This window comes from Micromonospora cremea (genome assembly GCF_900143515.1).
GTDB lineage: Bacteria > Actinomycetota > Actinomycetes > Mycobacteriales > Micromonosporaceae > Micromonospora > Micromonospora cremea.
On the sequence record NZ_FSQT01000002.1, the window covers coordinates 2,921,878 to 2,943,664 of the forward strand.

Sequence of the window (21,787 nt, forward strand, 5' to 3'; positions counted from 1 at the left end):
CCTGTCGACCGGTCGGGACGCACTGTGCGGTATCCCTCACCCGACGACACGCCCAGGCGTCCTACCATCCGGGGATGAGCGAACGGCGGTCAAGCGAATCCGGTTTCCCGATCAAGGGCGTCTACACGGCGGCCGACCTTCCGGAGGACCTCGACTCCCGGCTGGGCGCCCCCGGCGAGTTCCCGTACACCCGGGGGGTCTACCCCACGATGTACACCTCCCGCCCGTGGACCATGCGTCAGTACGCCGGCTTCGGCACCGCCACCGAGTCCAACGCGCGGTACCACCAGTTGTTGCGGGCCGGCACGATGGGCCTCTCGGTCGCCTTCGACCTGCCGACCCAGATGGGCTACGACTCGGACGAGCCGATCGCCCACGGCGAGGTCGGCAAGGTGGGCGTGGCCATCGACTCCATCGAGGACATGCGGCTGCTCTTCGCGGACATCCCGTTGGACAAGGTCTCCACCTCGATGACCATCAACGCCCCCGGATCCGTGCTGCTGCTGCTCTACCAGCTCGTCGCCGAGGAGAACGGGGTGCCGGGCACGGCGCTCAACGGCACCATCCAGAACGACATCCTCAAGGAGTACATCGCCCGGGGGACGTACATCTTCCCGCCGAAGCCCTCGCTGCGCCTGGTGGCCGACACCTTCGCGTACTGCCGCAAGGAGGTGCCGAAGTGGAACACCATCTCCATCTCCGGCTACCACATGGCCGAGGCCGGCGCGACGCCCGCGCAGGAGATCGCGTTCACCCTGGCCAACGGCGTGGAGTACGTCCGGGCCGCGCTGGCCGCCGGGCTCGCGGTGGACGACTTCGCACCCCGGCTGTCGTTCTTCTTCGTGGCCCGCACGACGCTGCTGGAGGAGGTGGCGAAGTTCCGCGCCGCCCGCAGGATCTGGGCCCGGCTGATGCGTGACGACTTCGGCGCCAAGGATCCGAAGTCGATGATGCTGCGCTTCCACACCCAGACCGCCGGCGTGCAGCTCACCGCCCAGCAGCCGGAGGTGAACCTGGTCCGGGTTGCCGTGCAGGGGCTCGGCGCGGTGCTCGGCGGCACCCAGTCGCTGCACACCAACAGCTTCGACGAGGCGATCGCGCTGCCCACCGAGAAGGCCGCCCGGCTCGCCCTGCGTACCCAGCAGGTGCTGGCGTACGAGACGGACCTGACCGCCACCGTCGACCCGTTCGCCGGCTCGTACGTGGTGGAGGCGATGACGGCCGAGATCGAGGCCGCCGCCGTCGAGTTGATGGAGCGGGTCGCCGACCACGGCTCGGCGGTGGACGCGATCGAGGCCGGGTTCCAGAAGCGCGAGATCGAGCAGTCCGCGTACCGGATCGCGCAGGAGATCGACTCGGGTGAGCGGGTGGTGGTCGGTCTCAACCGGTTCGCGGTCGACGAGGAGGAGCCGTACGAGCCGCTGCGGGTCGACCCGACGATCGAGGCGGCCCAGGCCGAGCGGCTGGCCCGGTTGCGCGCCGAGCGGGACGCCGACGCGGTGGCGCGTGCCCTGACCGAGCTGCGGGCCGCCGCCGACGGCACGGACAACGTGCTGTACCCGATGAAGGAGGCGCTGCGGGCCCGCGCCACGGTCGGTGAGGTCTGCGGGACGCTGCGCGAGGCGTGGGGGCTGTACCGGCCCACCGATCGGTTCTGATCGGCCGACCGGCCGTTCTCCCAGGTCAAGGCGGGTTTGTTCGGCCCGGGCAGAGCTACAGTCGGAAGCGGATCCTCCACCGGCCGGGCCGAGGCGGCGTGGCCCCCGACGGCGTCCGGGGTGTGTCCACCGGGTTTGGGGGTACCCCGCCCGGGTGAACGGGGACGCACACCCTGTGCGGTCATCGCTGACGAGCGCGTGTGAGCGTCTTTTCCGGCTCGTTGCGGAGCGTGGTCGGCTTATTGTCGGAGTGTCAGTTCATCAGCCCGACTAATGCGACAATTCGCAACGTGGGCCGCGAGTGGCGCCGATTTCGTGACCACCGAGATCGGTTACGCGTTGTAGGAGGTGAGGGGCAGATGACGGCGTCCGACCGTGATCTACCTGCTGTCCCACGCATCTCCGAGCGCCCTCAGCAGGGCATACGTGACGCTGTGCGGTCTGATCATCACCGTAACGAGGTTGCGCAGCGTCACCGCCGGAGGTCTAGGCTGTCTGCTGTCCCCGATGATCCATCCATCTCTAGTGATCGAGAATTCGACGTGACGAGTGCGTTGACGCTGCCCACCGGCAGCCAGCTGGCGTCGTCCTGGCCGGAGCTGCCGCCCGGGTCCCAGCCCCTGCCCCGCGACCTGGACCACCTCCTCGCACTCCGGGTACCCGGGCTGATCGCCACCCGCCGTCACATCCACTCGCACCCCGAGCTCTCCGGCACCGAGTTCGAGACGGCCGCCCTGATCGCCCGGGAGCTCTCCCTGGCCGGGTTGAGTCCGCGCCTGCTGCCCAAGGGCAACGGCGTGATCTGCGACGTCAACGGCCGTCCGGACGGCCCGGTCGTCGCGCTGCGCGCCGACATCGACGCCCTGCCGCTGGACGACCCCAAGGACGTGCCCTACCGGTCCACGGTGCAGGGCGTCTGCCACGCCTGCGGGCACGACGTGCACACCTCGATCCTGCTCGGCGTCGGCATGCTGCTGGCCCAGCTCGCCGACCTCGGCGAGCTCGACGGCCGGGTCCGACTCATCTTCCAGCCGGCCGAGGAGATCCTGCCCTGCGGCTCCCTGGAGGTCATCGAGGCCGGCGGCCTGGACGACGTGGTGCAGATCTTCGCGCTGCACTGCGACCCGAACCTGCCGGTGGGTCAGGTCGGCCTGCGGGTCGGCCCGATCACCGCGGCAGCCGACAACGTCACCGTCCGGCTCAGCGGCCCGGGCGGCCACACCGCCCGCCCGCACCTCACCGTCGACCTCGTCGACGCGCTCGGCCGGCTGATCACCGAGGTGCCCGCCCTGGTCAGCCGCCGGGTGCCGGCCAACAGCGGGCTGCTGCTGGTCTTCGGCCACGCCTCGGCCGGCACCCGCTACAACGTCATCCCCTCCGAGGCGTCCGCCTCCGGCACCCTGCGGGTGATGGATCGCGACACCTGGGAACAGGCTCCCAAGATCGTGGCTCAGGTCGTCCGGGACGTGATCGCGCCGACCGGCGCGACGGTCGACCTGGAATACCTGCGCGGCCGGCCGCCGGTGTGCAACGACGCGCGGGCCATCCAGGTGCTGACCGCCGCCACCGCCGCCGCGCTCGGCCCGGACGGGATCGCCGAGACCCCGCAGAGCATGGGCGGCGAGGACTTCTCCTGGTACCTGGAGTACGTCCCCGGCGCCCTCGCCCGGCTCGGCGTGGGCCGTTTCGGCCCCAACGTCGACCTGCACCGCGCGTCCTTCGACGTGGACGAGGGGGCCATCCCGGCCGGCGTACGCGTCATGGTGCAGACCGCGCTGCGGGCACTGGCGGCGGTGCGCTGACCGGAGCGACCAGGGCCGGGGTCTTCTTCCGCCGGCGCAGCACCAGCAGCAGCACCGCCAGCGGTACGCCGAGCGCCACCAGCCAGGGCAGCAGCGCGCCCAGCACGGTGAGCAGGACGGTCAGCGAGACGACGAACGCCTTCCAGCCGCCCTTCAATCCGACCAGGAAGCCGGTCTCGGTCTTCTCCTCGGCGGTCTTCGCCGCCGGCCCGGCCAGCGACACGGTGATCGTGGAGAGGGCGGTCAGGTCGGCCAGTCGCCGCTTCTTGGCCTCCAGCGACGCCAGGTCGGCCTCGCGGCGACCCAGCTCGTTCTCCAGCGACACCAGGTCGGTGATCGAGGTGGCTCGGGCGAGCAGCCGGCGGGCGCTGTCCACCCGGGCCCGCTGACTGGTGATCCGGGCTTCCAGGTCGATGGTCTCCTCGGTGGCGTCCTGGGTGCTGATTTCCCGGCTCTGCTGCTTGCCGAGCTTTGCAACCTCCTCCACCACGCCGGCGAACTTCGCTGCCGGCACCCGCAGCTGCAACTCCGCCACCGCGTCAGCCTCGGCGCTGCGCCGCTGATCGCCGCCGATGAAGCCCCCCGCCCGGGTGACCGCGGCGGCGACCTCACGGGCAGCGGCATCCACATCGTCCACCTGCACCCGCATGGTTCCGTTGTAGATGATGGCCCGCTGGTCGACCCGCAGGTCTGGAGCGCCGGCCCCGGCCGCCTCCGGTGCCCCGGCGGCGCTGTCCTTGTCCGCCCCGCCGTTGTTCGCCCCCGGCACCTCGGCCGCCGTGTCTGCCGCGTCCCGTGCCCCGCTGTCGCCGGCGCCGCACGCTGTCAACGCGAGCGCCGCCGCCAGTGCCGTTGCCGCCAGCAGTGCGCTGCGGCGCCGTCCCGTCCGTCCGTCCATCCCGCTCCCATCGTCGTCAGCCGGTGTGGCGATACCTCGGACGCGGCGCGCTCGTCGGCTGGTTCCGGCAGACTGCGCTGAGGACGTCACGATTCGATAATCGAGGAGTCACGATGCGGCTCACCAAGTACGCCCACTCCTGCATCCGGGTGGAACACGACGGGGGAGTGCTCGTCGTCGACCCCGGAGTGTTCAGCGACCCCGCGGCGTTGGACGGTGCGGACGCGGTGCTGATCACCCACGAACATCCCGACCACCTCGATGTGGCGGCGGTGCGTCTGCAACTCGACCGGCGACCGTTTCCGATCCACGGGCCCGCCGCGCTCGCCGACACCCTGGGCGACGCGGCCGAGGCGTTGCGTCCGGTCGCGGCCGGTGAGTCGTTCACCGCCGCCGGGGTGGCCGTCCGCGCCTACGGCGGGAAGCACGCGGTGATCCACCCCGACATCCCGGTGGTGGACAACCTCGGTTTCCTCATCAACGACGTGGTCTACCACCCGGGCGACGCCCTGGTGGTGCCGGACGAGACGCCGATCGACACGCTCTTCGCGCCGATCCACGCTCCCTGGTCGAAGTTCTCCGAGGTGGTCGACTTCATCCGGGCGGTCGCCCCGCGCCGCGCGTACGCGCTGCACGACGGGTTGCTCAACGACACCGGGCTGCGCGCGCTCAACCGGCAGTACTCGGCGCTGTCCGGCACCGAGTACCAGCGCCTGGAGCACGGTAGCCGGGTGGACGTCTGAGTCCATGCCCGGCCCCTCCCCGGAGCTGGTGCAGCAGCTCTACCGCACCCCACCGGAGCGGTTCGTGGCCGCCCGGGACGCCGCCGTGGCCGAGGCCCGCCGCGCCGGCGACCCGGCCACCGCCCGGCAGTTGGCCCGGCTGCGCCGCCCCACGGTGGCCGCCTGGCTGGTGAACCTGCTCGCCATCCAGCGTCCCGAGCTGGTCGCCGACCTGGTTCAGCTCGCCGACGCGCTGCGGGCCGCCCAGCGGGAGCTGCGCGGGCCCCGGCTCCGGGAGCTGTCCGCGCAGCGCCGGGCGGTGGTCGGCGCCCTGGTTGCCGAGGTCCGCAAGCTCGCCGCGGCGGAGCCGGACGCGCCGCCGGCCGGCAAGCTGCCGTTGGCCGAGGTGGAAGCGACCCTGAACGCGGCGCTCTCCGACGCCGACGTCGCCGAGCAGGTCCGATCCGGGCGTCTGCAGCGGTCGGCCAGCTACGCCGGCTTCGGCGAGGTGCCCCGCCCGCAGCTGCGGCTGGTCACCGGCGATGACGAGGAGCAGGCCGCGGAACGCCCGGCCCGCCGACCGGGCGCCCAGCGGACGGGCCCCGAGGCGGCCCCCCGTACCGACCGGGCCGCGGAGCGTGCCGAGCGGGCGGCCCGGGCGGAGCGGGCACGGCAGCGCCGGGCACTGGACCGGGAACTGGCCAGGGCCCGGACCGACCAGGAGCGGGCCGAGGCCGAGTTGACCGACGCGACCGGGCAGGAGCGGGACGGCGCCGCCGTGCTCGACGAGATAGAGACCGAGCTCGCCGAGCTGGAGCGGCGGCGGGCAGTGGCGGAGCAGGATCTCAGCCGGGCCAAGCTGGCACGGCGTGCGGCCGAGCGGGCCGTCACCGTGGCCCGGCGGCGCGCCGGCGAGGTGGAGGCGGCGGTCGAGGCGTTGGCGGCCGAAGAGAGGGATGCGGACTCGGGCGGTGGCCCGGCAGACTGACCATCGATGGACGACGACGAGTGGCCGCACCGTCCCGCGCCGGCGGTCCCGGATCGGGAGGCCGCCGTGGCCGGCCGGCCCGTGCCCCCGCTGACCGGGCCGGTGCGCCACCGGATGGCGCTCGGATGACACCGGAGCAGGTCGCCGCCGCCAGCAAGCCCGTCGCGCTCGACCTGGGCGACCGATTCAGCCGGTGCCCGACCACGCTGCGCCGGGCACGGCTGCTCGGCATCTCCGGCTGGGCCTTCTACATCAGCGGGCGGGCCGGTGCCCTCGGCGACGTACGGGCCGAGACGGCCGCCGCGGCCCTCGGCTTCATCGCCCCGGACGCGGTCGCCGACGGCTGGGACGCGGCGGCCCGGGTCCTCCGGCCGGCCGAGGTCGCCGCCGCGAGCCTCGCGGAGTGCTGCCGGTGGGGGGCGCAGCGGTTGGGCGTGCTGCCCGGCGTCGAGCGCCTGGCCGGGCTGGTCGAGCGGGCGGTGGCGGCGGCGGACGCCAGCGGCATGCCGCTCTTCGCCGCGTGGCGGGCCATGCCCCTGCCGGATCTCTCCCCGGGCGCTCGGAGCGCCGCCGGGCTGCGGCTGCTCCGCGAACACTTCACCGGCGCCTACCTGCTGGCGGTACGCGCCGCCGGAATGACCCCGCTGGAGGCCGTACTGGCCGGGCCGGAGGGGGAGGCCGGTGCGGTGGCGTGTGGCTGGCCGCCGCCGTACCCGCCGGTCGGGCCGCTGGTGCGTCGACGGCTCTGGGCGGAGGCGGTCACCGACCGGCTGGCCGCACCGGCGTTCGCGGCGCTCGGCCCCGCCGACGGCATCGACCTGGTGGAGCTGCTGCACCAGACCCGGGCCGACCTCGCCGTCGCGTGAAAGGAAAATGGGCGGCGCAGGCTGCGCCCGGCTGCCAGGATCACCTGCCGTGACCCTTCCCGCTGGCTGGACCACGCGCCGACCCACCCTTGACGACGTGCCGGCGATCCTCGCGGTGGTGCACGCCGCGGACACCTTCGCCATCGGCCACCCCGACTTCGACGCCGAAGACGTCGCCGAGTCGCTGACCGCCCCCTTCTTCGACCCGGCCCGCGACTCCTGGCTGGCGGTGGACCCGGACGACACCGTGGTGGGCTGGGCGACCGTCGACAACCCGACAGGGGTGGGCAGGGAGTTCGTCGAGGTGTACGTCGATCCGGAACGCGGTGCCGCCGTCCGGGCGCCGCTGCTGGCCCGGCAACTGGACCGGGTCGCCGAGCGGGCGGCCGAGCGGGGGCTGCCCGCACTCACCGTCCGCTGCGCGGTCTTCGCGCCGGAACGCGACTGGGAACGCGACCTGCGGGCGGTCGGGTTCACCCTGGCCAAGCGGTACGTCCGGATGCGGCGCCCGCTTGCCGATCTGCCCACCGAACCGCCCCCGCCGCCCGGGGTGACGGTGCGGCCGGTGCGCGCGGACGACGAGGCCGAGCTGCGCGAGTTCCACCGGATCCAGGACACCGCCTTCCGCGACACCCCGGACCACGAGCCGCTGTCGTACGAGCGGTGGCGGGCCCGGATCGGTGACATGACCGCCTGGGACGAGTGGTTCGTCGCCGAGGTCGACGGGGTGGTGGCGGGCGCGTTGCGGTCCTCGGATCAGGCGCTCGACCAGCAGGAGGGCTTCGTGCGGAGCCTGGCGGTGCTGCCCGCGTACCGCCGGCGGGGAGTGGGCGCCGCGCTGCTGCGCCGCGCCTTCGCCCGCTACGCCGAGAAGGGCCGGCAGGCGGCCGGCCTGGGGGTGGACCTCGCGAACCCGACCGCCCCGCTGTCGCTCTACCGGTCCGTCGGCCTGCGGGAGACCCGGTGGACCGACATGTACCAGCTGCTCGTCCCGGCCGCCGGTGTGTGATTGACGACGCCGGTCGGGCCCGACGGACGGTCCGGCCGGCGCCGGTAGCAGACTGGTAGCGTGCGACAGCCTCTAGGCCGACGCGGTACCGGTGGGGCGGGACCGCAGCTCGGTGACGTAGTCGTCCGGCGCGCCCGCCTTCTCGGCGGCGGTGGCGATCTCGGAGAGATACCACGAGGTCGGCAGGCCGCCCTCGTACCCGTCGAAGACGTAGATCCACGCGGTCACGTCGCCGTCGAGGGTGGAGACCCGGACGTGCAGCTTGCGGTACGTGCCGGCGGTCACCCCCTCGATCTCGTCGAGCTGGGCAGCGTCGTACGGGTGGATGTCGTAGAGCGCCACGAAGACCCGGTCACCGGGGGACTCGACCAGGGTGCTCACCGCACCCTCCCAGCCGATCACGTCCGCTCCGGCGAAGGTCAGCCGCCACCCCTCCAGCCAGCCGACACCCACCATCGGCGAATGCGGGCAGTAGGCGCGCATCCGGGCGGGATCCAGGTTTGAGCCGTAGGCGGCGTGATGACGCACGGCGATGACGATAGCCGGCCAGGCGGGTGGGGGAGAATACGACTGTGCGTGTCGGGTGCGTTCGGGAGAAGAAAGTCGCTGTGAGCATCGACGAAGGGCAGACGCTGTGAGCCGGATCGTGATCATCGGCGGGGGGCCGGCCGGGTACGAGGCGGCGCTGGTCGCCGCCCAGCTGGACGCCGATGTCACCGTGGTGGAGGCCGACGGCGCGGGCGGGGCCTGCGTGCTCTCCGACTGCGTTCCGTCGAAGACCTTCATCGCCAGCTCCGGGGTGGTCACCGGCTACCGGGACACGGAAGAGTTCGGGGTGCACTCGGACGGCCTGGAGGCGGTCACCGTCGACGCGCGGGCGGTGCACGAGCGGGTCAAGCGGCTGGCGCTCGCGCAGTCCGCCGACATCCACGCCAAGCTGCTCAAGGCGGGGGTCGCCTTCGTGGCCGGCACTGCCCGGCTGGGCGAGGACACCCTGGGCCACACCCACCGGGTCATCGTCACCCCCGCCGACGGCGGCGAGGAATACTCGATCGCCGCGTCCACCGTGCTGGTGGCCACCGGCTCGACGCCCCGCCAGCTGCCCACGGCCGTACCGGACGGTGAGCGCATCCTGACCTGGCGCCAGGTGTACGACCTGCCCGAGCTGCCCGAGCATCTGATCGTGGTCGGCTCCGGCGTGACCGGTGCCGAGTTCGCCAGCGCGTACCTGGCGATGGGGGTCCAGGTCACCCTGGTCTCCAGCCGCGACCGGGTCATGCCGCACGAGGACGCCGACGCGGCATCGGCCATCGAGCGGGTTTTCCGCAACCGGGGCATGAGCATTCTGAACAACTCCCGGGCCGACGCGGTCCGGCGTACGGCCGACGGCGTCGAGGTGGAGCTCTCCGACGGCCGCAAGGTCTCCGGCTCGCACGCCCTGATCGCGGTCGGCTCGATCCCGAACACCGGCGACCTCGGCCTGGCCGAGTACGGCGTGGAGCTGGGCCGGGGCGGCTACGTCACGGTCGACCGGGTGTCCCGGACCAACGTGCCCGGCATCTACGCCGCCGGTGACTGCACCGGCGTCCTGCTGCTGGCCAGCGTCGCCGCCATGCAGGGTCGGATCGCGATGTGGCACGCCCTCGGCGAGGCGGTCCGCCCGCTGCGGCTGCGGACCGTCGCGGCGAACGTCTTCACCGACCCGGAGCTGGCCACCGTGGGCGTCTCCCAGGACGAGGTGGACGCCGGCAAGGTGCCGGCCCGGCAGGTGATGCTGCCGCTGTCGGGCAACGCCCGGGCCAAGATGGACGGCCTCTCCGACGGCTTCGTGAAGCTGTTCTGCCGGCCGGCCAGCGGCCAGGTCGTCGGTGGGGTGGTGGTCGCCCCGAACGCCAGCGAGCTGATCCTGCCGATCACCATGGCGGTGGAGAACAACCTCACCGTCAACGAGCTGGCCCAGACCATCACCATCTACCCGTCGCTGTCCGGCTCGATCACCGAGGCGGCCCGTCAGCTCATGCTCCACGAGTTGGAGTGACGACCCACCGGGCGACGGGCGTCCGGGCCAGGGCCACCGCGACGGTACCGAGCACGGCGACCTCGGTGAGGATGAGTAGGCGCTCGGCCAGGCCGATCAGCAGGCGGTCGCCGGGGTAGGCGGACCAGATCATCGCCGCCGCCAGGGCCAGGCTCAGCACGACGAGGGCGCGGAGCGTTCGGGCGGCGGGAGCCAGGTCGGGGCGGCGGGCGAGCAACCAGCCGGCGGCCGGCAACGCCAGGAAGGCGACCACCGAGGCGTACCGGTGCAGGTAGGCGGCGGTGGTCATGGCGGTGCCCGGCTCGTTCGTCGGCACCACCGCGGCCAGCACCAGCCCGGCCACCCACGCGCCGAGCAGCAGCTCGACCGGCCGGCAGGGCCGTGGCGGCCCGGCGCGGCGCAGTCCCAGCAGCAGCGCCACGGTGGCGAGCGCGAGCACCACCATCGCGACGTCGATGACGCCGCCCCGGTCGGAGACCGCGAAGTCGCTGATGGTCAGCGCCCACGGGCTGAGGTCGTCGTTGACTTCGAGGTGGCCGATCACGGTCAGCAGCGACGCCAGGGCGATCCCGCCGAGGGCGAGCAGGCCGGTGCTCCGGGTTCCAGGCATGCCTCAGCCTGTCGCTCCGGAGGCCCGAGCCGGATCCGGGACGGCCACCGAAATCGTCCCCGGGGACTACCCCTAGAGGCACCCGGGGAGCTTCAGTCGATGGGGATGTCGGTTGCGGCCGCGGCCCGGGCGTGCCGTGCGCTGACCAGGGTCATCGCCCACCCGGCGGCGGCGAAGCCGGCCGCTGCGGCGGTGGCGATGATGGCCAGCCGCCAGGCCGACTCGGTCAGCGCGGTGCCGCCCAGGTGGCCGACCAGCCCGCCGTAGGTGGCCCAGCCCAGCGCGGCCACCGTCTCGTAGAGCACGAACAGCCGGTACGGGTAGCGGCTACGGCCGGCGGAGAAGCAGGCGGCCATCCGCCCGCCGGGCACGAACCGGCACAGCAGGATGACCAGCGGCCCGGGCTGCCGCAACCCCTGGGTGACCCGGCTGGCGACCCGTCGGGCCCGGCTCGGTTCGGCGTGCCGGGGGGCCCGCCGGTCCGGTGCGCCGCGACCGAGCAGGTAGCAGGCCAGGTCGCCGGCGAAGACGCCGAGCGCGCCGACGGCGATGGTGACCGGCAGGCTGAGCCCGCCGTAGACGGTGAGCGCGCCGCTGGTGATCATGACGATCTGGGTGGGAATCACCGGGACGAAGGCGTCCGCGATCAGCAGGCCGAGCAGCACGAGGTACGCCCACGTCGGCGATGCGACGTCAGTCAGTAGTTCGGGCACGCGTGCCACCTCGCCGAATGCGGCCGATTGGGTGTCTCGAGCCTGACGGCGTGTCCGGCGTCACCGTGGACGGACCCACCCCGCCGTGACCGTCGACACGACTGGGCCACCCAGGTCCAACGAGGCGAACCGTCCTCGGGTGACGGTTCGGCAGCCGTGCGCCCGGCCTGCGCAGGTCGGCGGATCGGCGTCCGTCGGCGTACCGTTGTCGGCGCGGCCCCAGCACCGTCGGGTCCCCCGTTCCTGACGTTCCGGGCCGCCCAGGGCCGCCGGCGGGTCCCGCGCCGGCGGCCCGCCCCCTCCGCCCCGCAATATCCGGGTGCGTCTCCGATCGCCCGACGCGTACGGTCGCCGCATGCGCAGCGCGGTAGTGGTGACCACGACGCCGGGAGTCCCCGGCGTGCCGCTCTGACGTAACCACCGTCGACCAGGCCCCGGGGCGATCCGCCCCGAGGGCCGCGCGGCGTTCGGAGTCCAGGTCGCCTCCGGGTCGTACCCGATCCAGGAGCGCGACATGATCGACCACCGCAAGCTCGGCCGGGAGCTGGACCTCTTCGTCTCCGACCCGCTGGCCGGCGCCGGCCTGCCGATCTGGCTGCCGGCCGGCGCCGCCGCCCGGCACGCCATCGAGGAGTACGTCCGGGAGCTGGAGCGCCGGTCCGGCCACCAGCACGTCTACTCGCCGCCGCTGGGCAAGCGCGAACTCTTCGAACTCTCCGGCCACCTCGGCTACTTCGCCGACGACATGTTCCCGCCGATGCGGCTGAGCGCCGACGACGAGTTCGTGCTCCGGCCGGCGCTCTGCCCGCACCACGCGCTGGTCTTCCGGGCCCGGGGCCGCTCCTACCGGAAGTTGCCGCTGCGGATCGCCGAGCTGGGCGGAATGTACCGCTCGGAGCGCTCCGGGGTGCTCGGCGGGCTGTCCCGGGTGCGCGCCATCTCGCTCAACGACGCGCACACCTTCTGCGCGCCGGACCAGGTGGGCGAGGAGGTCGTGGAGATCCTCGGGTTGATCCGCGCCGCGCACGCCGCGCTCGGCGTCCGCCCGGCCGGCTTCCGGCTGTCGTTGCGCGGGCCGGGCGAGAAGTACGTCGGCGACGACGCGCAGTGGGCCCGTGCCGAGGAACTGCTCCGGGGCGCGCTGGCCGGGGTGGCGTACGTCGAGGCGCCGGGGGAGGCCGCGTTCTACGGCCCGAAGATCGATATCCAGATCGTCGACGCGGCCGGCCGGGAGTCGACCATCTCCACCATCCAGCTGGACTTCGACAAGCCGGAACGGTTCGACCTGTCGTACACCGACTCCGACGGCAGCCGGCGCCGGCCGGTGATGGTGCACCGCAGCCTGGTCGGCAGCATGGAGCGGCTGTTCGCGTACCTCATCGAGGTGCACCAGGGCGCCTTCCCGCCCTGGTACGCGCCGGTCCAGCTGGTGCTGCTGCCGGTGGACGACGGGCAGGCCGAGGCGGCGGCCGAGCTGGCCCGGCGGGCCGTCGCCGCCGGGCTGCGGGTCGAGGTCGACGGCGCCGGCTCGTTGGGCGCCCGGATCCGGGACGCGGCCCGCCGCCGCGTCCCGTACCTCGGGGTGCTGGGTTCCCGGGAGGCGGCCGACGGGCGCCTCGCGCTGCGCCTGCGCGACGGCCGCACCCTGGACCCCATGCCCGCCGCCGCCGCACTGACCCTGATCGCCAACCAGGTAGCGACCCGCACGCCCAACCTGCTCCCACCCCCACCCCCACCCGCGCCGTGACCCACCCGTCGTCGATCTAGGGTAAATCGCTGCCAGTCGATCTCCGCGCATGGCGATTCGCCCTAGATCGACGCGGGCTGGGGGACGGCCGTGGCGGCCGGGTCGGCGGATTCGTCGTCGACCGCCGCGCCGGTGAACTGGGAGCGGTAGAGCTGGTGATACGCGCCGTGAGCGGCCAGCAGCTGCTCGTGGGTGCCCTGCTCGACGATGCGACCGTTCTCCATCATCAGGATCAGGTCGGCGTCGCGGATGGTGGAGAGCCGGTGCGCGATGACGAAGCTGGTCCGGTCCGAGCGCAGCGCGGCCATCGCGCGCTGGAGCAGCACCTCGGTACGGGTGTCCACCGAGCTGGTCGCCTCGTCCAGGATCAGCAGGGACGGCTCGGCGAGGAACGCCCGGGCGATGGTGATGAGCTGCTTCTCGCCGGCGCTGACGTTGCTGCCCTCCTCGTCGATGACCGTGTCGTAACCGTCCGGCAGGCTGCGCACGAACCGGTCGACGAAGGTCGCCCGGGCCGCGGCGAGGATCTCCTCCTCGGTCGCGTCCGGCCGGCCGTACGCGATGTTGTCCCGGATGGTGCCGCCGAAGAGCCAGGTGTCCTGGAGCACCATGCCGATCCGACCCCGCAGGTCGTCGCGGCGCATGGAGGTGATGTCCACCCCGTCCAGGGTGATCCGGCCGGCGTCCAGCTCGTAGAACCGCATCACCAGGTTGACCAGGGTGGTCTTGCCGGCGCCGGTCGGGCCGACGATGGCCACCGTGTGCCCTGGCTCGGCGACCAGCGACAGGTCGTCGATCAGCGGCTTGTCCGGCTCGTACCGGAACGAGACGTGCTCGAACTCGACGCGGCCGTGCGGGTCGGCGACCCGGGCCGGCTGGACCGGGTCGGGGCTCTGCTCGTCGGCGTCGAGGACCGCGAAGACCCGCTCGGCCGAGGCCACTCCGGACTGGAGCAGGTTGGCCATCGAGGCGAGCTGGGTGAGCGGCTGGGTGAACTGGCGGGAGTACTGGATGAACGCCTGCACGTCGCCGAGGCTCATCGTCCCGGACGCCACCCGCAGGCCGCCGACCACCGCGATCGCCACGTAGCTGAGGTTTCCGATGAACATCATCGACGGCATGATGATCCCGGAGATGAACTGGGCGCCGAAGCTCGCCCGGAACAGCTCCTCGTTCTTCGCGTTGAACGTGGCCTCCACCTCGCGCTGCCGGCCGAAGACCTTCACCAGCTCGTGGCCGGTGTAGGCCTCCTCGATCTGGCCGTTCAGCTCGCCGGTGTGCTTCCACTGGGCGATGAACTGCTGCTGGGAGCGCTTGGCGATGCGCTGGGTGACCAGCACCGACAGCGGCACCGCGACCAGAGCCACGAGGGCCAGCAGCGGCGAGATCCAGAACATCACGGCCAGCACACCGACCACGGTCAGCAGCGAGGTGAGCAGCTGGCTGAGCGTCTGCTGGAGGCTGGTCGAGATGTTGTCGATGTCGTTGGTGACCCGGCTGAGCAGCTCGCCGCGGGGCTGCCGGTCGAAGTACGGCAGCGGCAGCCGGTTGAGCTTCTCCTCCACCTCGGCGCGCAGCCGCAGCACGGTGCGCTGGACCACCCCGTTGAGCAGCCAGCCCTGCCACCACGACAGCACGCTCGCGGCCAGGTAGAGCCCGAGCGCCAGCAGCAGCACCCGGCTCAGGGCGCTGAAGTCGATGCCCATGCCGGGCACCACGTCCATCCGGGCCAGCATGTCGGCGAAGCTGTCGTTACCGCTGGCCCGGGCCGCCGCGACGGCCTGCTCGGTGGTGGTGCCCGCCGACAGTTGCCGGCCGATCACCCCGTTGAAGATCAGGTCGGTGGCGTGACCGAGGATCTTGGGCCCGGCCACGCTGAACCCGACGCTCACCACGGCCAGGGCGATGATCGCGGCCAGATGCAGCCGGTGCGGGCGCAGCCGACCGAGCAGCCGCCGGGCGGACGGTCCGAAGTTCATCGACTTCTCGGCGGGCATGCCGGCGCCCGCCCATGGCGGCCCGCCGCCCTGGCGGCCCGGAGGCAGCCGCTTCGGCGTCGGCGCTTCGCCGCCGGGCTGTTGCGTGTCGTCCCCCGGCGTCCGCGTGTCGCCGGCCGGCTTCTGCGCGGGTACGGCCGCGGTCCGCGGCTCGTCTGGCTCGCTCATGCCGGCACCTCCGCCGTCTGCTGGGAGGCCACGATCTCGGCGTACGTCGGGCAGCTCTCCAGCAATTCCTCGTGTCGTCCCACTCCGACGACCCCCCCGTCCTCAAGCACGATGATCTGGTCGGCGTCGACGATCGTGGAGACCCGCTGGGCCACGATCACCACTGCGGACTGCGCGGTGACCGGGCGCAGCGCCGCCCGCAGCCGTGCGTCGGTGCCGAGGTCCAGCGCGGAGAACGAGTCGTCGAAGAGGTAGATCTCCGGCTGCCGGACCAGGGCCCGGGCGATGGCCAGGCGTTGCCGCTGCCCGCCGGAGACGGTGCTGCCACCCTGGGCGATCGGAGCCTCCAGGCCGCCGGGCATCTGGGCCACGAAATCCCGTGCCTGGGCGATCTCCAGTGCCGTCCACAGCTCCTCATCGGTGGCGTCCGGGTTGCCGTAGCGCAGGTTGCTGGCGACCGTGCCGGTGAACAGGTACGGCCGCTGCGGCACCAGGCCGATGCGCCGCCACAGCTCGTCGGGCGCCAGCTCCCGCACGTCCACCCCGTCGACCAGCACCGCGCCGGCGGTGACGTCGACCAGGCGGGGAATGAGCGACAGCAGGGTGGTCTTGCCCGCGCCGGTGCTGCCGATGATCGCCGTGGTGGTGCCGGGGGTGGCCCGGAAGGAGATGTCCCGCAACACCGGCTCGACCGCCCCCGGGTACTGGAAGCGCACCCCGCGCAGCTCCAACTCGGCCCTGGTGGGCAGCTCGGCGACCGGATCGGCGGCGGGAACCACCGAGGAGTCGGTGTCCAGCACCTCGACGATCCGCTCGGCGCAGACCGCGGCCCGCGGCACCATCATCAGCATGAAGGTGGCCATCATGACGGCCATCAGGATCTGCATCAGGTATTGAAGGAAGGCGGTGAGCGCGCCGACCTGGATCGCGTTGGCGTCAACCCGCTGCGCGCCGAACCAGAGCACCGCCACGCTGGAGACGTTCAGCACCAGCATGACCACCGGGAAGATCAGTGCCAGCAGCCGGCCGGTACGCAGCGCGGTGGCGGTCAGGTCCGCGTTGGCGACGGCGAAGCGATCCGTCTCGTACGGCTCGCGGACGAAGGCGCGGACGACCCGGATGCCGGTGATCTGCTCGCGCAGCACCCGGTTGACCGTGTCGATCCGGGTCTGCATCAGCCGGAAGCCCGGCACCATCCGACGAATGATCATGCTGAGCGCGATGGCCAGCACCGGCACGCTGACCAGCATCAGCCAGGAGAGCCCGAGATCCTCCCGGAGCGCCATCACCACACCGCCCACGCTCATGATCGGCGCGGCGACCAGCATGGTGCAGCTCATCAGCACGAGCATCTGCACCTGCTGCACGTCGTTCGTGTTGCGGGTGATCAGCGACGGCGCGCCGAACCGGGCGACCTCGCGGGCGGAGAAGCGGTTGACGTGCCCGAACAGCGTGGCGCGGACGTCCCGGCCGAAGCCCATCGCGATCCGTGCGCCCAGATACACCGCGGCGATCGAACAGATGATCTGGATCAGGCTGACCAGCAGCATCCAGCCGCCGATGCGCACGATGTAGTCGGTGTCGCCCCGGGCCACGCCCCGGTCGATGATGTCGGCGTTGAGGCTGGGCAGGTAGAGCGAGGCCATGGTGCCCACGAACTGGAGCAGCACCACCGCCATCAACGGGCGCTGGTAGGCGCGCAACTGGTTGCGCAACAGTCGGATCAGCACGCCGGGTCCTTCGCTTCGGTGGGGCGTCCGGTCATCCGCGGGTCGTCCCCGCTGCCGATGACCTCGAGCAGGAACTCCCGGATCACCTGGGCCTTCGCCGGGTCGGCGTCGACCGAGGTGAGCGGGCGTCCGGAGTGCATCAGCGTGGTGAGGGCGGCCACCCGCTCCCGCCCGGCGGGGGTGATGGCGAGCCGGACGCTGCGTCGGTCGCTGTCGTCGCGCTGCCGCTCGACCAGCCCGTCGCGGGCCAGTGTGTCCACGATGCCGGTCAGGGTGGCCGGGCGCACGAAGCCCCGCTCGGCGACCTCGCGGTGGGGCAGTTCGCCGTGTCGCGCGAGCGTCATCAGGGTCACCATGCCGGCCTGGGTGAGGCCGTGCTCCTCGGCGAGGTAGCGGTTCCACCGCTGCCCGACGAGGTGCCCGGCCACGACCAGCAGCCGGCCGAGCGGCACATCCTGGAGAGTGACGAGTTCCACCGCAGTAGATTAGCTCCCTGATAGTCAGGGGCCAAACGAAATAGCCGCCGCAGTGGTTACGAACACGATCTGCAGAGCGGTTCGCTGGACGAGCGGGGTGACCGGCTGCCCGGCCAGGGTCAGCCCTCGGCGGGCGGCCGAGACGTTGGCCGGGAACATCGCGAGCATCAGCAGGCCGAGCCCGGCGGCGGCCAGTGGGGCGGTCGCCGGGACCAGCAGGCCGACCGCCCCGGCCAGTTCCAGCACGCCGGTGACGGTGACCAGCAGGTCCGGCCGGGGCAGGCGGGGCGGAACCATCGCGATCAGGTCGGTGCGGCGCTGGCCGGCGAAGTGCGCCATGGCGGTCAGCGTGAACATCAGGGCCAGTCCGACCCGTAGAGCGGGGTGCCAGCCGTCCAGCGCGGCGACGCCGGCGAAGCCGGGCAATCGGGCCAGTGCGGTGCCCACCAGCAGGGCGATCAGGGGTGCCATCGGAATCCTCCTCGTGAACTTGTCACTGGCAAGATTGCCTCGGTGGGTGTCATCTTGTCAATGGCAAGATAGGATTCGGGCATGACCGGAACGCGCGCCTACCACCACGGCGACCTGCGCAATGCCCTGCTCGCCGCCGCGGTCGAGGCGATCGGGGAGGTCGGGCCGGCCGCGCTGAGCCTGCGCGACCTGGCCCGCCGCGCCGGCGTCTCGCACGCCGCGCCCGCCCACCACTTCGGCGACAAGGCGGGTTTGCTCACCGCGCTGGCCGCTCAAGGCTTCGACCTGTTGGCGCAGGCACTGACGGCGGCGGGCGACGACCTGCTGGCCGCCGGTGTCGCGTACGTCGACTTCGCCGTCCAGCGCCGCGCGCACTTCGAGGTGATGTTCCGGCCCGAGCTCTACCGGGCCGACAACGCCGAACTGGTGGCCGCGCAGGGGAGGGCCCGGGCCGCGCTGCGGGCCGGGGTGGCCGCACTGCCCACCCGTGGCGCGCCCGCAGACGCCGACCGGGACGCGCTCGCCGCCTGGTCGATCGCGCACGGCTTCGCGACCCTCTGGCTCGCGGGCGCACTGCCGGACCGGGTCGGTGACGAGCCGCGAGAGGCCGCCCGTGCCGTGCTGCGCCGGCTGGTCACCTGACAGCCGCCAAACCCACCCCGCCGCCCTCCGCCGGCGCCTGCCGCCCTCCGCCTGCGTCGATCATGGAGTTCTGGTGGGCGGTACGCCCAGGGTGGGTTTACCAGCTGGTGGGTAGTGGCATGCCCTCGGTGAAGCCGGCGGCACTCTGCACGCCGACGATCGCCCGCTCGTGGAACTGCGTCAGGTCCCGCGCGCCGGCATAGGTGAAGGCGCTGCGCACCCCGGCGATGATCTCGTCGATCAGGTCCTCGACGCCGGACCGGGCCGGGTCCAGGTACATCCGGGCCGAGGAGATCCCCTCCTCGAACACCGCCTTGCGGGCCCGGTCGTACGGGCTGTCGTCGGCCGTACGGGCACTGACCGCCCGCGCCGAGGCCATCCCGAAGCTCTCCTTGTACCGCCGACCGTCCGCGTCGGTGTACAGGTCGCCGGGGGACTCGTAGGTGCCGGCGAACCATGAACCGATCATCACGTTCGACGCGCCGGCGGCGAGCGCGAGCGCCACGTCACGAGGATGCCGTACGCCGCCGTCGGCCCAGACGTGCCGGCCGAGCTGGCGGGCCGCCACCGAGCAGTCGAGCACGGCGGAGAACTGTGGTCGGCCCACGCCGGTCATCATCCGGGTGGTGCACATCGCACCCGGGCCGACGCCGACCTTGATGATGTCGGCGCCCGCGTCGACCAGGTCGCGTACCCCCTCGGCGGTCACCACGTTGCCGGCCGCCACCGGCACTCCCGGGTCCAGCTTGCGGACCGCCCGCAGCGCGGAGATCATCCGCGCCTGGTGGCCGTGCGCGGTGTCCACGACCAGCGTGTCCACCCCCGCCTCCAGCAGCGCGGCGGCCTTGCCGGTGACGTCCCCGTTGATTCCGACCGCGGCCGCGATACGCAGCCGACCCCGGTCGTCCACCGCCGGCGTGTAGAGGGTGGCCCGCAGGGCACCCTGCCGGGTCAGCACCCCGACCAGCCGGCCGTCGGCGTCCACCACCGGGGCGAGCCGGCGCCGGCCCGCGGAGAGCAGGTCGAAGCCGGTACGCGGGTCGGCGTCCGCAGGGACCGTGTGCAGCTCGGTGGACATCACGTGCCGCAACTGGGCGAACCGGTCCACGCCCATGGTGTCGGCCTCGGTGACCACGCCCATCGGGCGGCCGGCCTCGTCGACCACGATCACCGCGCCGTGCGAGCGCTTCGGCAGCAGGTGGATGGCGTCACCCACGGTCTCGGTCGGGCCCAGGGTGATCGGCGTGTCGTAGACCAGGTGCCGCTGCTTGACCCAGGCGACGACGTTCGCCACCACCTCGATCGGGATGTCCTGCGGGATCACCGCGATCGCGCCCCGCCGGGCCACCGTCTCGGCCATCCGCCGGCCGGCGACAGCGGTCATGTTCGACACCACCAACGGGATGGTGGTGCCGGTGCCGTCGCCGGTGGAGAGGTCGACATCGAGCCGGGAACCGAGGTCGGAGCGGGCCGGCGCCATGAAGACGTCGGTGTAGGTCAGGTCGTGCGCGGGGGCCGCGCCGTGAAGGAACTGCACCCGGCCATCATTCCCGCTCGTGGGCCGTTCTGCCGTCGGTGGTCACGGAAAACACTCCCGCCGGCGTTCGCCTGGTCCCAGGAGGCGTCACCCGCCCCGGGAGCGGTCAGCCCAACAGGAGCGCCGCCGCGAGTGCGGCCATCACGACGGCGATGACCGCGTCCAGCACCCGCCAGGCGGCGGCACGGGCGAGCAGCGGCGCGAGACGCTGGGCGCCGGAGCCGAGCGCGGTGAACCAGACCACGCTGGCCAGGGCGGCTCCGGCGCCGAAGACCCAGCGGTGCGGGTGTTGCTGTGCCACCCCGCCGAGGAGCAGCACGGTGTCCAGGTAGACGTGCGGGTTCAGGTAGGTGAAGGCGGCGCAGGCGAGCAGGGTGGCCCCCAGCGTGGCCGGCGGCCGCTCGGTGGGGAGCAGGGCGCCGGGACGCAGGGCGCGGCGGGCGGCGAGCGCCGCGTAGCAGAGCAGGAACGCCGCGCCGCCCCACCGGATCGCCGTCAGCACGCCCGGCCGGCCCGTCACCAGCGTGCCGACGCCGGCGACGCCCGCCGTGATCAACAGGGCGTCCGACACGGCGCAGGTGAGCACCACGGGTACGACGTGCTCGCGGCGCAGGCCCTGACGCAGGACGAACGCGTTCTGGGCGCCGATGGCGACGATGAGCGCGATGGAGATCGAGAAGCCGGCGACGGCGGAGGTGAGCACGGGACAACGCTAGGGTCGGGGGCCAACACCAGTCCAACTAAACATTCTCACGTAGCTTAAGCTCTGCTGATGGAAGGTCTCGACTCGGCGCAGCTGCGGACGCTCGCCGCGGTGGTCGCGGAGGGCAGCTTCGAGGCGGCGGCCCGGCTGCTGCACGTCACGCCGTCGGCGGTGAGCCAGCGGATCAAGGCGCTGGAGGAGACCGTCGGCCAGGTGCTGGTCCGCCGGACCCGACCGTGTGTGGCGACCGAGGCGGGCCGACCCCTGTTGCGCCTGGCCGGCCAGCTCACGCTGCTCGAACGGGAGGCGCTGGCCGACGCCCGCGGTCCGCTGGCCGGCGGAGGTCGCGTCCGGGTCGCCGTGGTGGTCAACGCGGACTCGCTGGCCACCTGGTTCCCCGCCGCGCTGGCTCGACTGCCGCAGCGGAACGGACTCTCCTTTGACCTGCGCCAGGACGATCAGGACCACACCGCGGAGCTGCTCCGGGATGGCTCGGTGACGGCGGCGGTGACCGCCCAGCGGGAGGCCGTGCAGGGTTGCCGGGTGCTGCGGCTCGGCGCCATGCGCTACCGCGCGCTGGCCACGCCGGAGTTCGCGGCGGCCCAGTTCGCCGGCGGATTCACCCCTTCCGCGCTGGCGGGCGCGCCGCTGGTCGTCTTCGACCGCAAGGACCGCGTGCAACACCGCTTCATCCGGGCGGTGGCGGGTCGGCCGCTCGACCCGCCGGTGCACTACGTGCCGTCGGTGCCGGCGTTCAGCGAGGTGATCCGGCTCGGGCTCGGCTGGAGCCTGGTGCCGGAACAGATCGCCGAGGCCGACCTGGCCGCCGGTCGCTGTGTCGACCTCGCGCCGGGCCAGCATCTGGACGTCCCGCTCTACTGGCAGCACTGGCGGTTGGAGTCGGAGGTGCTGAACGCCCTGACCGCCGCCGTCCGCGGGGTCGCCGCCGAGACCCTGCGCTGACCGCCGGCACGTCGCGCCGACTGCCCGTCGTGCTGTTGGGAAGGGGCCC

At 72.8% G+C, this 21,787-nt stretch carries 21 protein-coding genes; 11 read left to right on the top strand and 10 right to left on the bottom strand.

Annotation, left to right across the window (positions count from 1 at the left end; translation table 11 throughout):
• Window positions 1-74: 74 nt before the first annotated feature.
• Window positions 75-1,658 carry an acyl-CoA mutase large subunit family protein gene (locus BUS84_RS27165; protein WP_074316726.1) on the top strand — a complete coding sequence of 528 codons (1,584 nt, stop codon included), beginning with the start codon at window positions 75-77 and terminating at the stop codon, window positions 1,656-1,658.
• A gap of 542 nt (window positions 1,659-2,200) precedes the next feature.
• On the top strand, window positions 2,201-3,460 hold the full coding sequence (locus BUS84_RS27170; protein ID WP_074316728.1) for an amidohydrolase: 1,260 nt from the start codon (window positions 2,201-2,203) through the stop codon (window positions 3,458-3,460).
• On the opposite strand, the gene BUS84_RS27175 is transcribed toward BUS84_RS27170, so the two are convergent.
• The gene (locus tag BUS84_RS27175; RefSeq protein WP_074316730.1) at window positions 3,417-4,358 is read right to left on the bottom strand and encodes a DUF4349 domain-containing protein; all 942 of its coding nucleotides are present in this window, start codon (window positions 4,356-4,358) and stop codon (window positions 3,417-3,419) included. The genes BUS84_RS27170 and BUS84_RS27175 overlap by 44 nt on opposite strands.
• A gap of 113 nt (window positions 4,359-4,471) precedes the next feature.
• Here BUS84_RS27175 and BUS84_RS27180 point away from each other — a divergent pair, with 113 nt between their 5' ends.
• Genes BUS84_RS27180 through BUS84_RS27195 form a run of 5 tightly spaced genes read left to right on the top strand, consistent with a single transcriptional unit; the run spans window position 4,472 to window position 7,943 of the window.
• A complete protein-coding gene (locus BUS84_RS27180) occupies window positions 4,472-5,101 on the top strand; it encodes an MBL fold metallo-hydrolase (RefSeq protein WP_074316732.1) in 630 nt (209 codons plus the stop codon).
• A gap of 4 nt (window positions 5,102-5,105) precedes the next feature.
• Window positions 5,106-6,068 (top strand): hypothetical protein, encoded by a 963-nt coding sequence (locus BUS84_RS27185; protein ID WP_074316734.1) that lies wholly within the window; start codon window positions 5,106-5,108, stop codon window positions 6,066-6,068.
• Window positions 6,069-6,074: 6 nt separating this feature from the next.
• Entirely contained in the window at window positions 6,075-6,197 is a 123-nt protein-coding gene (locus BUS84_RS40765) for a hypothetical protein (protein ID WP_280175151.1), read from the top strand.
• On the top strand, window positions 6,194-6,934 hold the full coding sequence (locus BUS84_RS27190; protein ID WP_074316737.1) for an SCO6745 family protein: 741 nt from the start codon (window positions 6,194-6,196) through the stop codon (window positions 6,932-6,934). Before BUS84_RS40765 ends, BUS84_RS27190 begins: the two co-directional genes overlap by 4 nt.
• A gap of 49 nt (window positions 6,935-6,983) precedes the next feature.
• A complete protein-coding gene (locus BUS84_RS27195; protein ID WP_074316738.1) occupies window positions 6,984-7,943 on the top strand; it encodes a GNAT family N-acetyltransferase in 960 nt (319 codons plus the stop codon).
• Between the two features lie 72 nt (window positions 7,944-8,015).
• Here BUS84_RS27195 and BUS84_RS27200 read toward each other — a convergent pair whose 3' ends face one another.
• Complete coding sequence (locus tag BUS84_RS27200; RefSeq protein WP_074316740.1) at window positions 8,016-8,471, bottom strand: gamma-glutamylcyclotransferase family protein; 456 nt, start codon at window positions 8,469-8,471, stop codon at window positions 8,016-8,018.
• Between the two features lie 106 nt (window positions 8,472-8,577).
• On the opposite strand from BUS84_RS27200, the gene BUS84_RS27205 reads away from it, so the two are divergent.
• Window positions 8,578-9,981 carry an NAD(P)H-quinone dehydrogenase gene (locus tag BUS84_RS27205; protein ID WP_074316742.1) on the top strand — a complete coding sequence of 468 codons (1,404 nt, stop codon included), beginning with the start codon at window positions 8,578-8,580 and terminating at the stop codon, window positions 9,979-9,981.
• On the opposite strand, the gene BUS84_RS27210 is transcribed toward BUS84_RS27205, so the two are convergent.
• Together BUS84_RS27210 and BUS84_RS27215 are read right to left on the bottom strand one after the other, a co-directional pair.
• Window positions 9,959-10,591 (bottom strand): DUF998 domain-containing protein, encoded by a 633-nt coding sequence (locus BUS84_RS27210; RefSeq protein WP_074316744.1) that lies wholly within the window; start codon window positions 10,589-10,591, stop codon window positions 9,959-9,961. The genes BUS84_RS27205 and BUS84_RS27210 overlap by 23 nt on opposite strands.
• 92 nt (window positions 10,592-10,683) lie before the next feature.
• The gene (locus tag BUS84_RS27215) at window positions 10,684-11,304 is read right to left on the bottom strand and encodes a DedA family protein (protein ID WP_074316746.1); all 621 of its coding nucleotides are present in this window, start codon (window positions 11,302-11,304) and stop codon (window positions 10,684-10,686) included.
• Between the two features lie 514 nt (window positions 11,305-11,818).
• On the opposite strand from BUS84_RS27215, the gene thrS reads away from it, so the two are divergent.
• Window positions 11,819-13,051 (top strand): threonine--tRNA ligase, encoded by a 1,233-nt coding sequence (gene thrS / locus BUS84_RS27220; protein ID WP_074316747.1) that lies wholly within the window; start codon window positions 11,819-11,821, stop codon window positions 13,049-13,051.
• Between the two features lie 62 nt (window positions 13,052-13,113).
• Here thrS and BUS84_RS27225 read toward each other — a convergent pair whose 3' ends face one another.
• The 4 genes from BUS84_RS27225 to BUS84_RS27240 all read right to left on the bottom strand — a co-directional run bounded on the left by BUS84_RS27225 (window position 13,114) and on the right by BUS84_RS27240 (window position 17,893).
• Entirely contained in the window at window positions 13,114-15,048 is a 1,935-nt protein-coding gene (locus BUS84_RS27225; RefSeq protein ID WP_244298905.1) for an ABC transporter ATP-binding protein, read from the bottom strand.
• A gap of 164 nt (window positions 15,049-15,212) precedes the next feature.
• The gene (locus BUS84_RS27230) at window positions 15,213-16,946 is read right to left on the bottom strand and encodes an ABC transporter ATP-binding protein (RefSeq protein WP_074316749.1); all 1,734 of its coding nucleotides are present in this window, start codon (window positions 16,944-16,946) and stop codon (window positions 15,213-15,215) included.
• On the bottom strand, window positions 16,940-17,422 hold the full coding sequence (locus tag BUS84_RS27235; protein ID WP_074316751.1) for a MarR family winged helix-turn-helix transcriptional regulator: 483 nt from the start codon (window positions 17,420-17,422) through the stop codon (window positions 16,940-16,942). The genes BUS84_RS27230 and BUS84_RS27235 overlap by 7 nt, the downstream gene beginning before the upstream one ends.
• 24 nt (window positions 17,423-17,446) lie before the next feature.
• Window positions 17,447-17,893 (bottom strand): DoxX family protein, encoded by a 447-nt coding sequence (locus BUS84_RS27240; protein WP_074316753.1) that lies wholly within the window; start codon window positions 17,891-17,893, stop codon window positions 17,447-17,449.
• An 81-nt stretch (window positions 17,894-17,974) separates the two neighbouring features.
• Between BUS84_RS27240 and BUS84_RS27245 the strand changes: the two genes are divergently transcribed.
• A complete protein-coding gene (locus BUS84_RS27245) occupies window positions 17,975-18,535 on the top strand; it encodes a TetR/AcrR family transcriptional regulator (protein WP_074316756.1) in 561 nt (186 codons plus the stop codon).
• 97 nt (window positions 18,536-18,632) lie between these two features.
• On the opposite strand, the gene BUS84_RS27250 is transcribed toward BUS84_RS27245, so the two are convergent.
• Window positions 18,633-20,072: a GuaB1 family IMP dehydrogenase-related protein gene (locus tag BUS84_RS27250; RefSeq protein ID WP_074316758.1), complete on the bottom strand. Its 1,440-nt coding sequence runs from the start codon at window positions 20,070-20,072 to the stop codon at window positions 18,633-18,635.
• A gap of 106 nt (window positions 20,073-20,178) precedes the next feature.
• The gene (locus BUS84_RS27255; protein ID WP_074316760.1) at window positions 20,179-20,775 is read right to left on the bottom strand and encodes a LysE/ArgO family amino acid transporter; all 597 of its coding nucleotides are present in this window, start codon (window positions 20,773-20,775) and stop codon (window positions 20,179-20,181) included.
• Between the two features lie 69 nt (window positions 20,776-20,844).
• Here BUS84_RS27255 and BUS84_RS27260 point away from each other — a divergent pair, with 69 nt between their 5' ends.
• Window positions 20,845-21,738: a LysR family transcriptional regulator ArgP gene (locus tag BUS84_RS27260; RefSeq protein ID WP_074316761.1), complete on the top strand. Its 894-nt coding sequence runs from the start codon at window positions 20,845-20,847 to the stop codon at window positions 21,736-21,738.
• Window positions 21,739-21,787: the final 49 nt, after the last annotated feature.

What these genes read in the sequence shown, in the direction of transcription:
- BUS84_RS27165 (WP_074316726.1), top strand. Translation starts at nt 75, where the DNA reads ATGAGCGAACGGCGGTCAAGCGAATCCGGTTTCCCGATCAAGGGCGTC.
- BUS84_RS27175 (WP_074316730.1), bottom strand. Translation starts at nt 4,358, where the DNA reads ATGGACGGACGGACGGGACGGCGCCGCAGCGCACTGCTGGCGGCAACG.
- BUS84_RS27180 (WP_074316732.1), top strand. Translation starts at nt 4,472, where the DNA reads ATGCGGCTCACCAAGTACGCCCACTCCTGCATCCGGGTGGAACACGAC.
- BUS84_RS27185 (WP_074316734.1), top strand. Translation starts at nt 5,106, where the DNA reads ATGCCCGGCCCCTCCCCGGAGCTGGTGCAGCAGCTCTACCGCACCCCA.
- BUS84_RS40765 (WP_280175151.1), top strand. Translation starts at nt 6,075, where the DNA reads ATGGACGACGACGAGTGGCCGCACCGTCCCGCGCCGGCGGTCCCGGAT.
- BUS84_RS27190 (WP_074316737.1), top strand. Translation starts at nt 6,194, where the DNA reads ATGACACCGGAGCAGGTCGCCGCCGCCAGCAAGCCCGTCGCGCTCGAC.
- BUS84_RS27210 (WP_074316744.1), bottom strand. Translation starts at nt 10,591, where the DNA reads ATGCCTGGAACCCGGAGCACCGGCCTGCTCGCCCTCGGCGGGATCGCC.
- thrS (WP_074316747.1), top strand. Translation starts at nt 11,819, where the DNA reads ATGATCGACCACCGCAAGCTCGGCCGGGAGCTGGACCTCTTCGTCTCC.
- BUS84_RS27225 (WP_244298905.1), bottom strand. Translation starts at nt 15,048, where the DNA reads ATGCCCGCCGAGAAGTCGATGAACTTCGGACCGTCCGCCCGGCGGCTG.
- BUS84_RS27240 (WP_074316753.1), bottom strand. Translation starts at nt 17,893, where the DNA reads ATGGCACCCCTGATCGCCCTGCTGGTGGGCACCGCACTGGCCCGATTG.
- BUS84_RS27245 (WP_074316756.1), top strand. Translation starts at nt 17,975, where the DNA reads ATGACCGGAACGCGCGCCTACCACCACGGCGACCTGCGCAATGCCCTG.
- BUS84_RS27260 (WP_074316761.1), top strand. Translation starts at nt 20,845, where the DNA reads ATGGAAGGTCTCGACTCGGCGCAGCTGCGGACGCTCGCCGCGGTGGTC.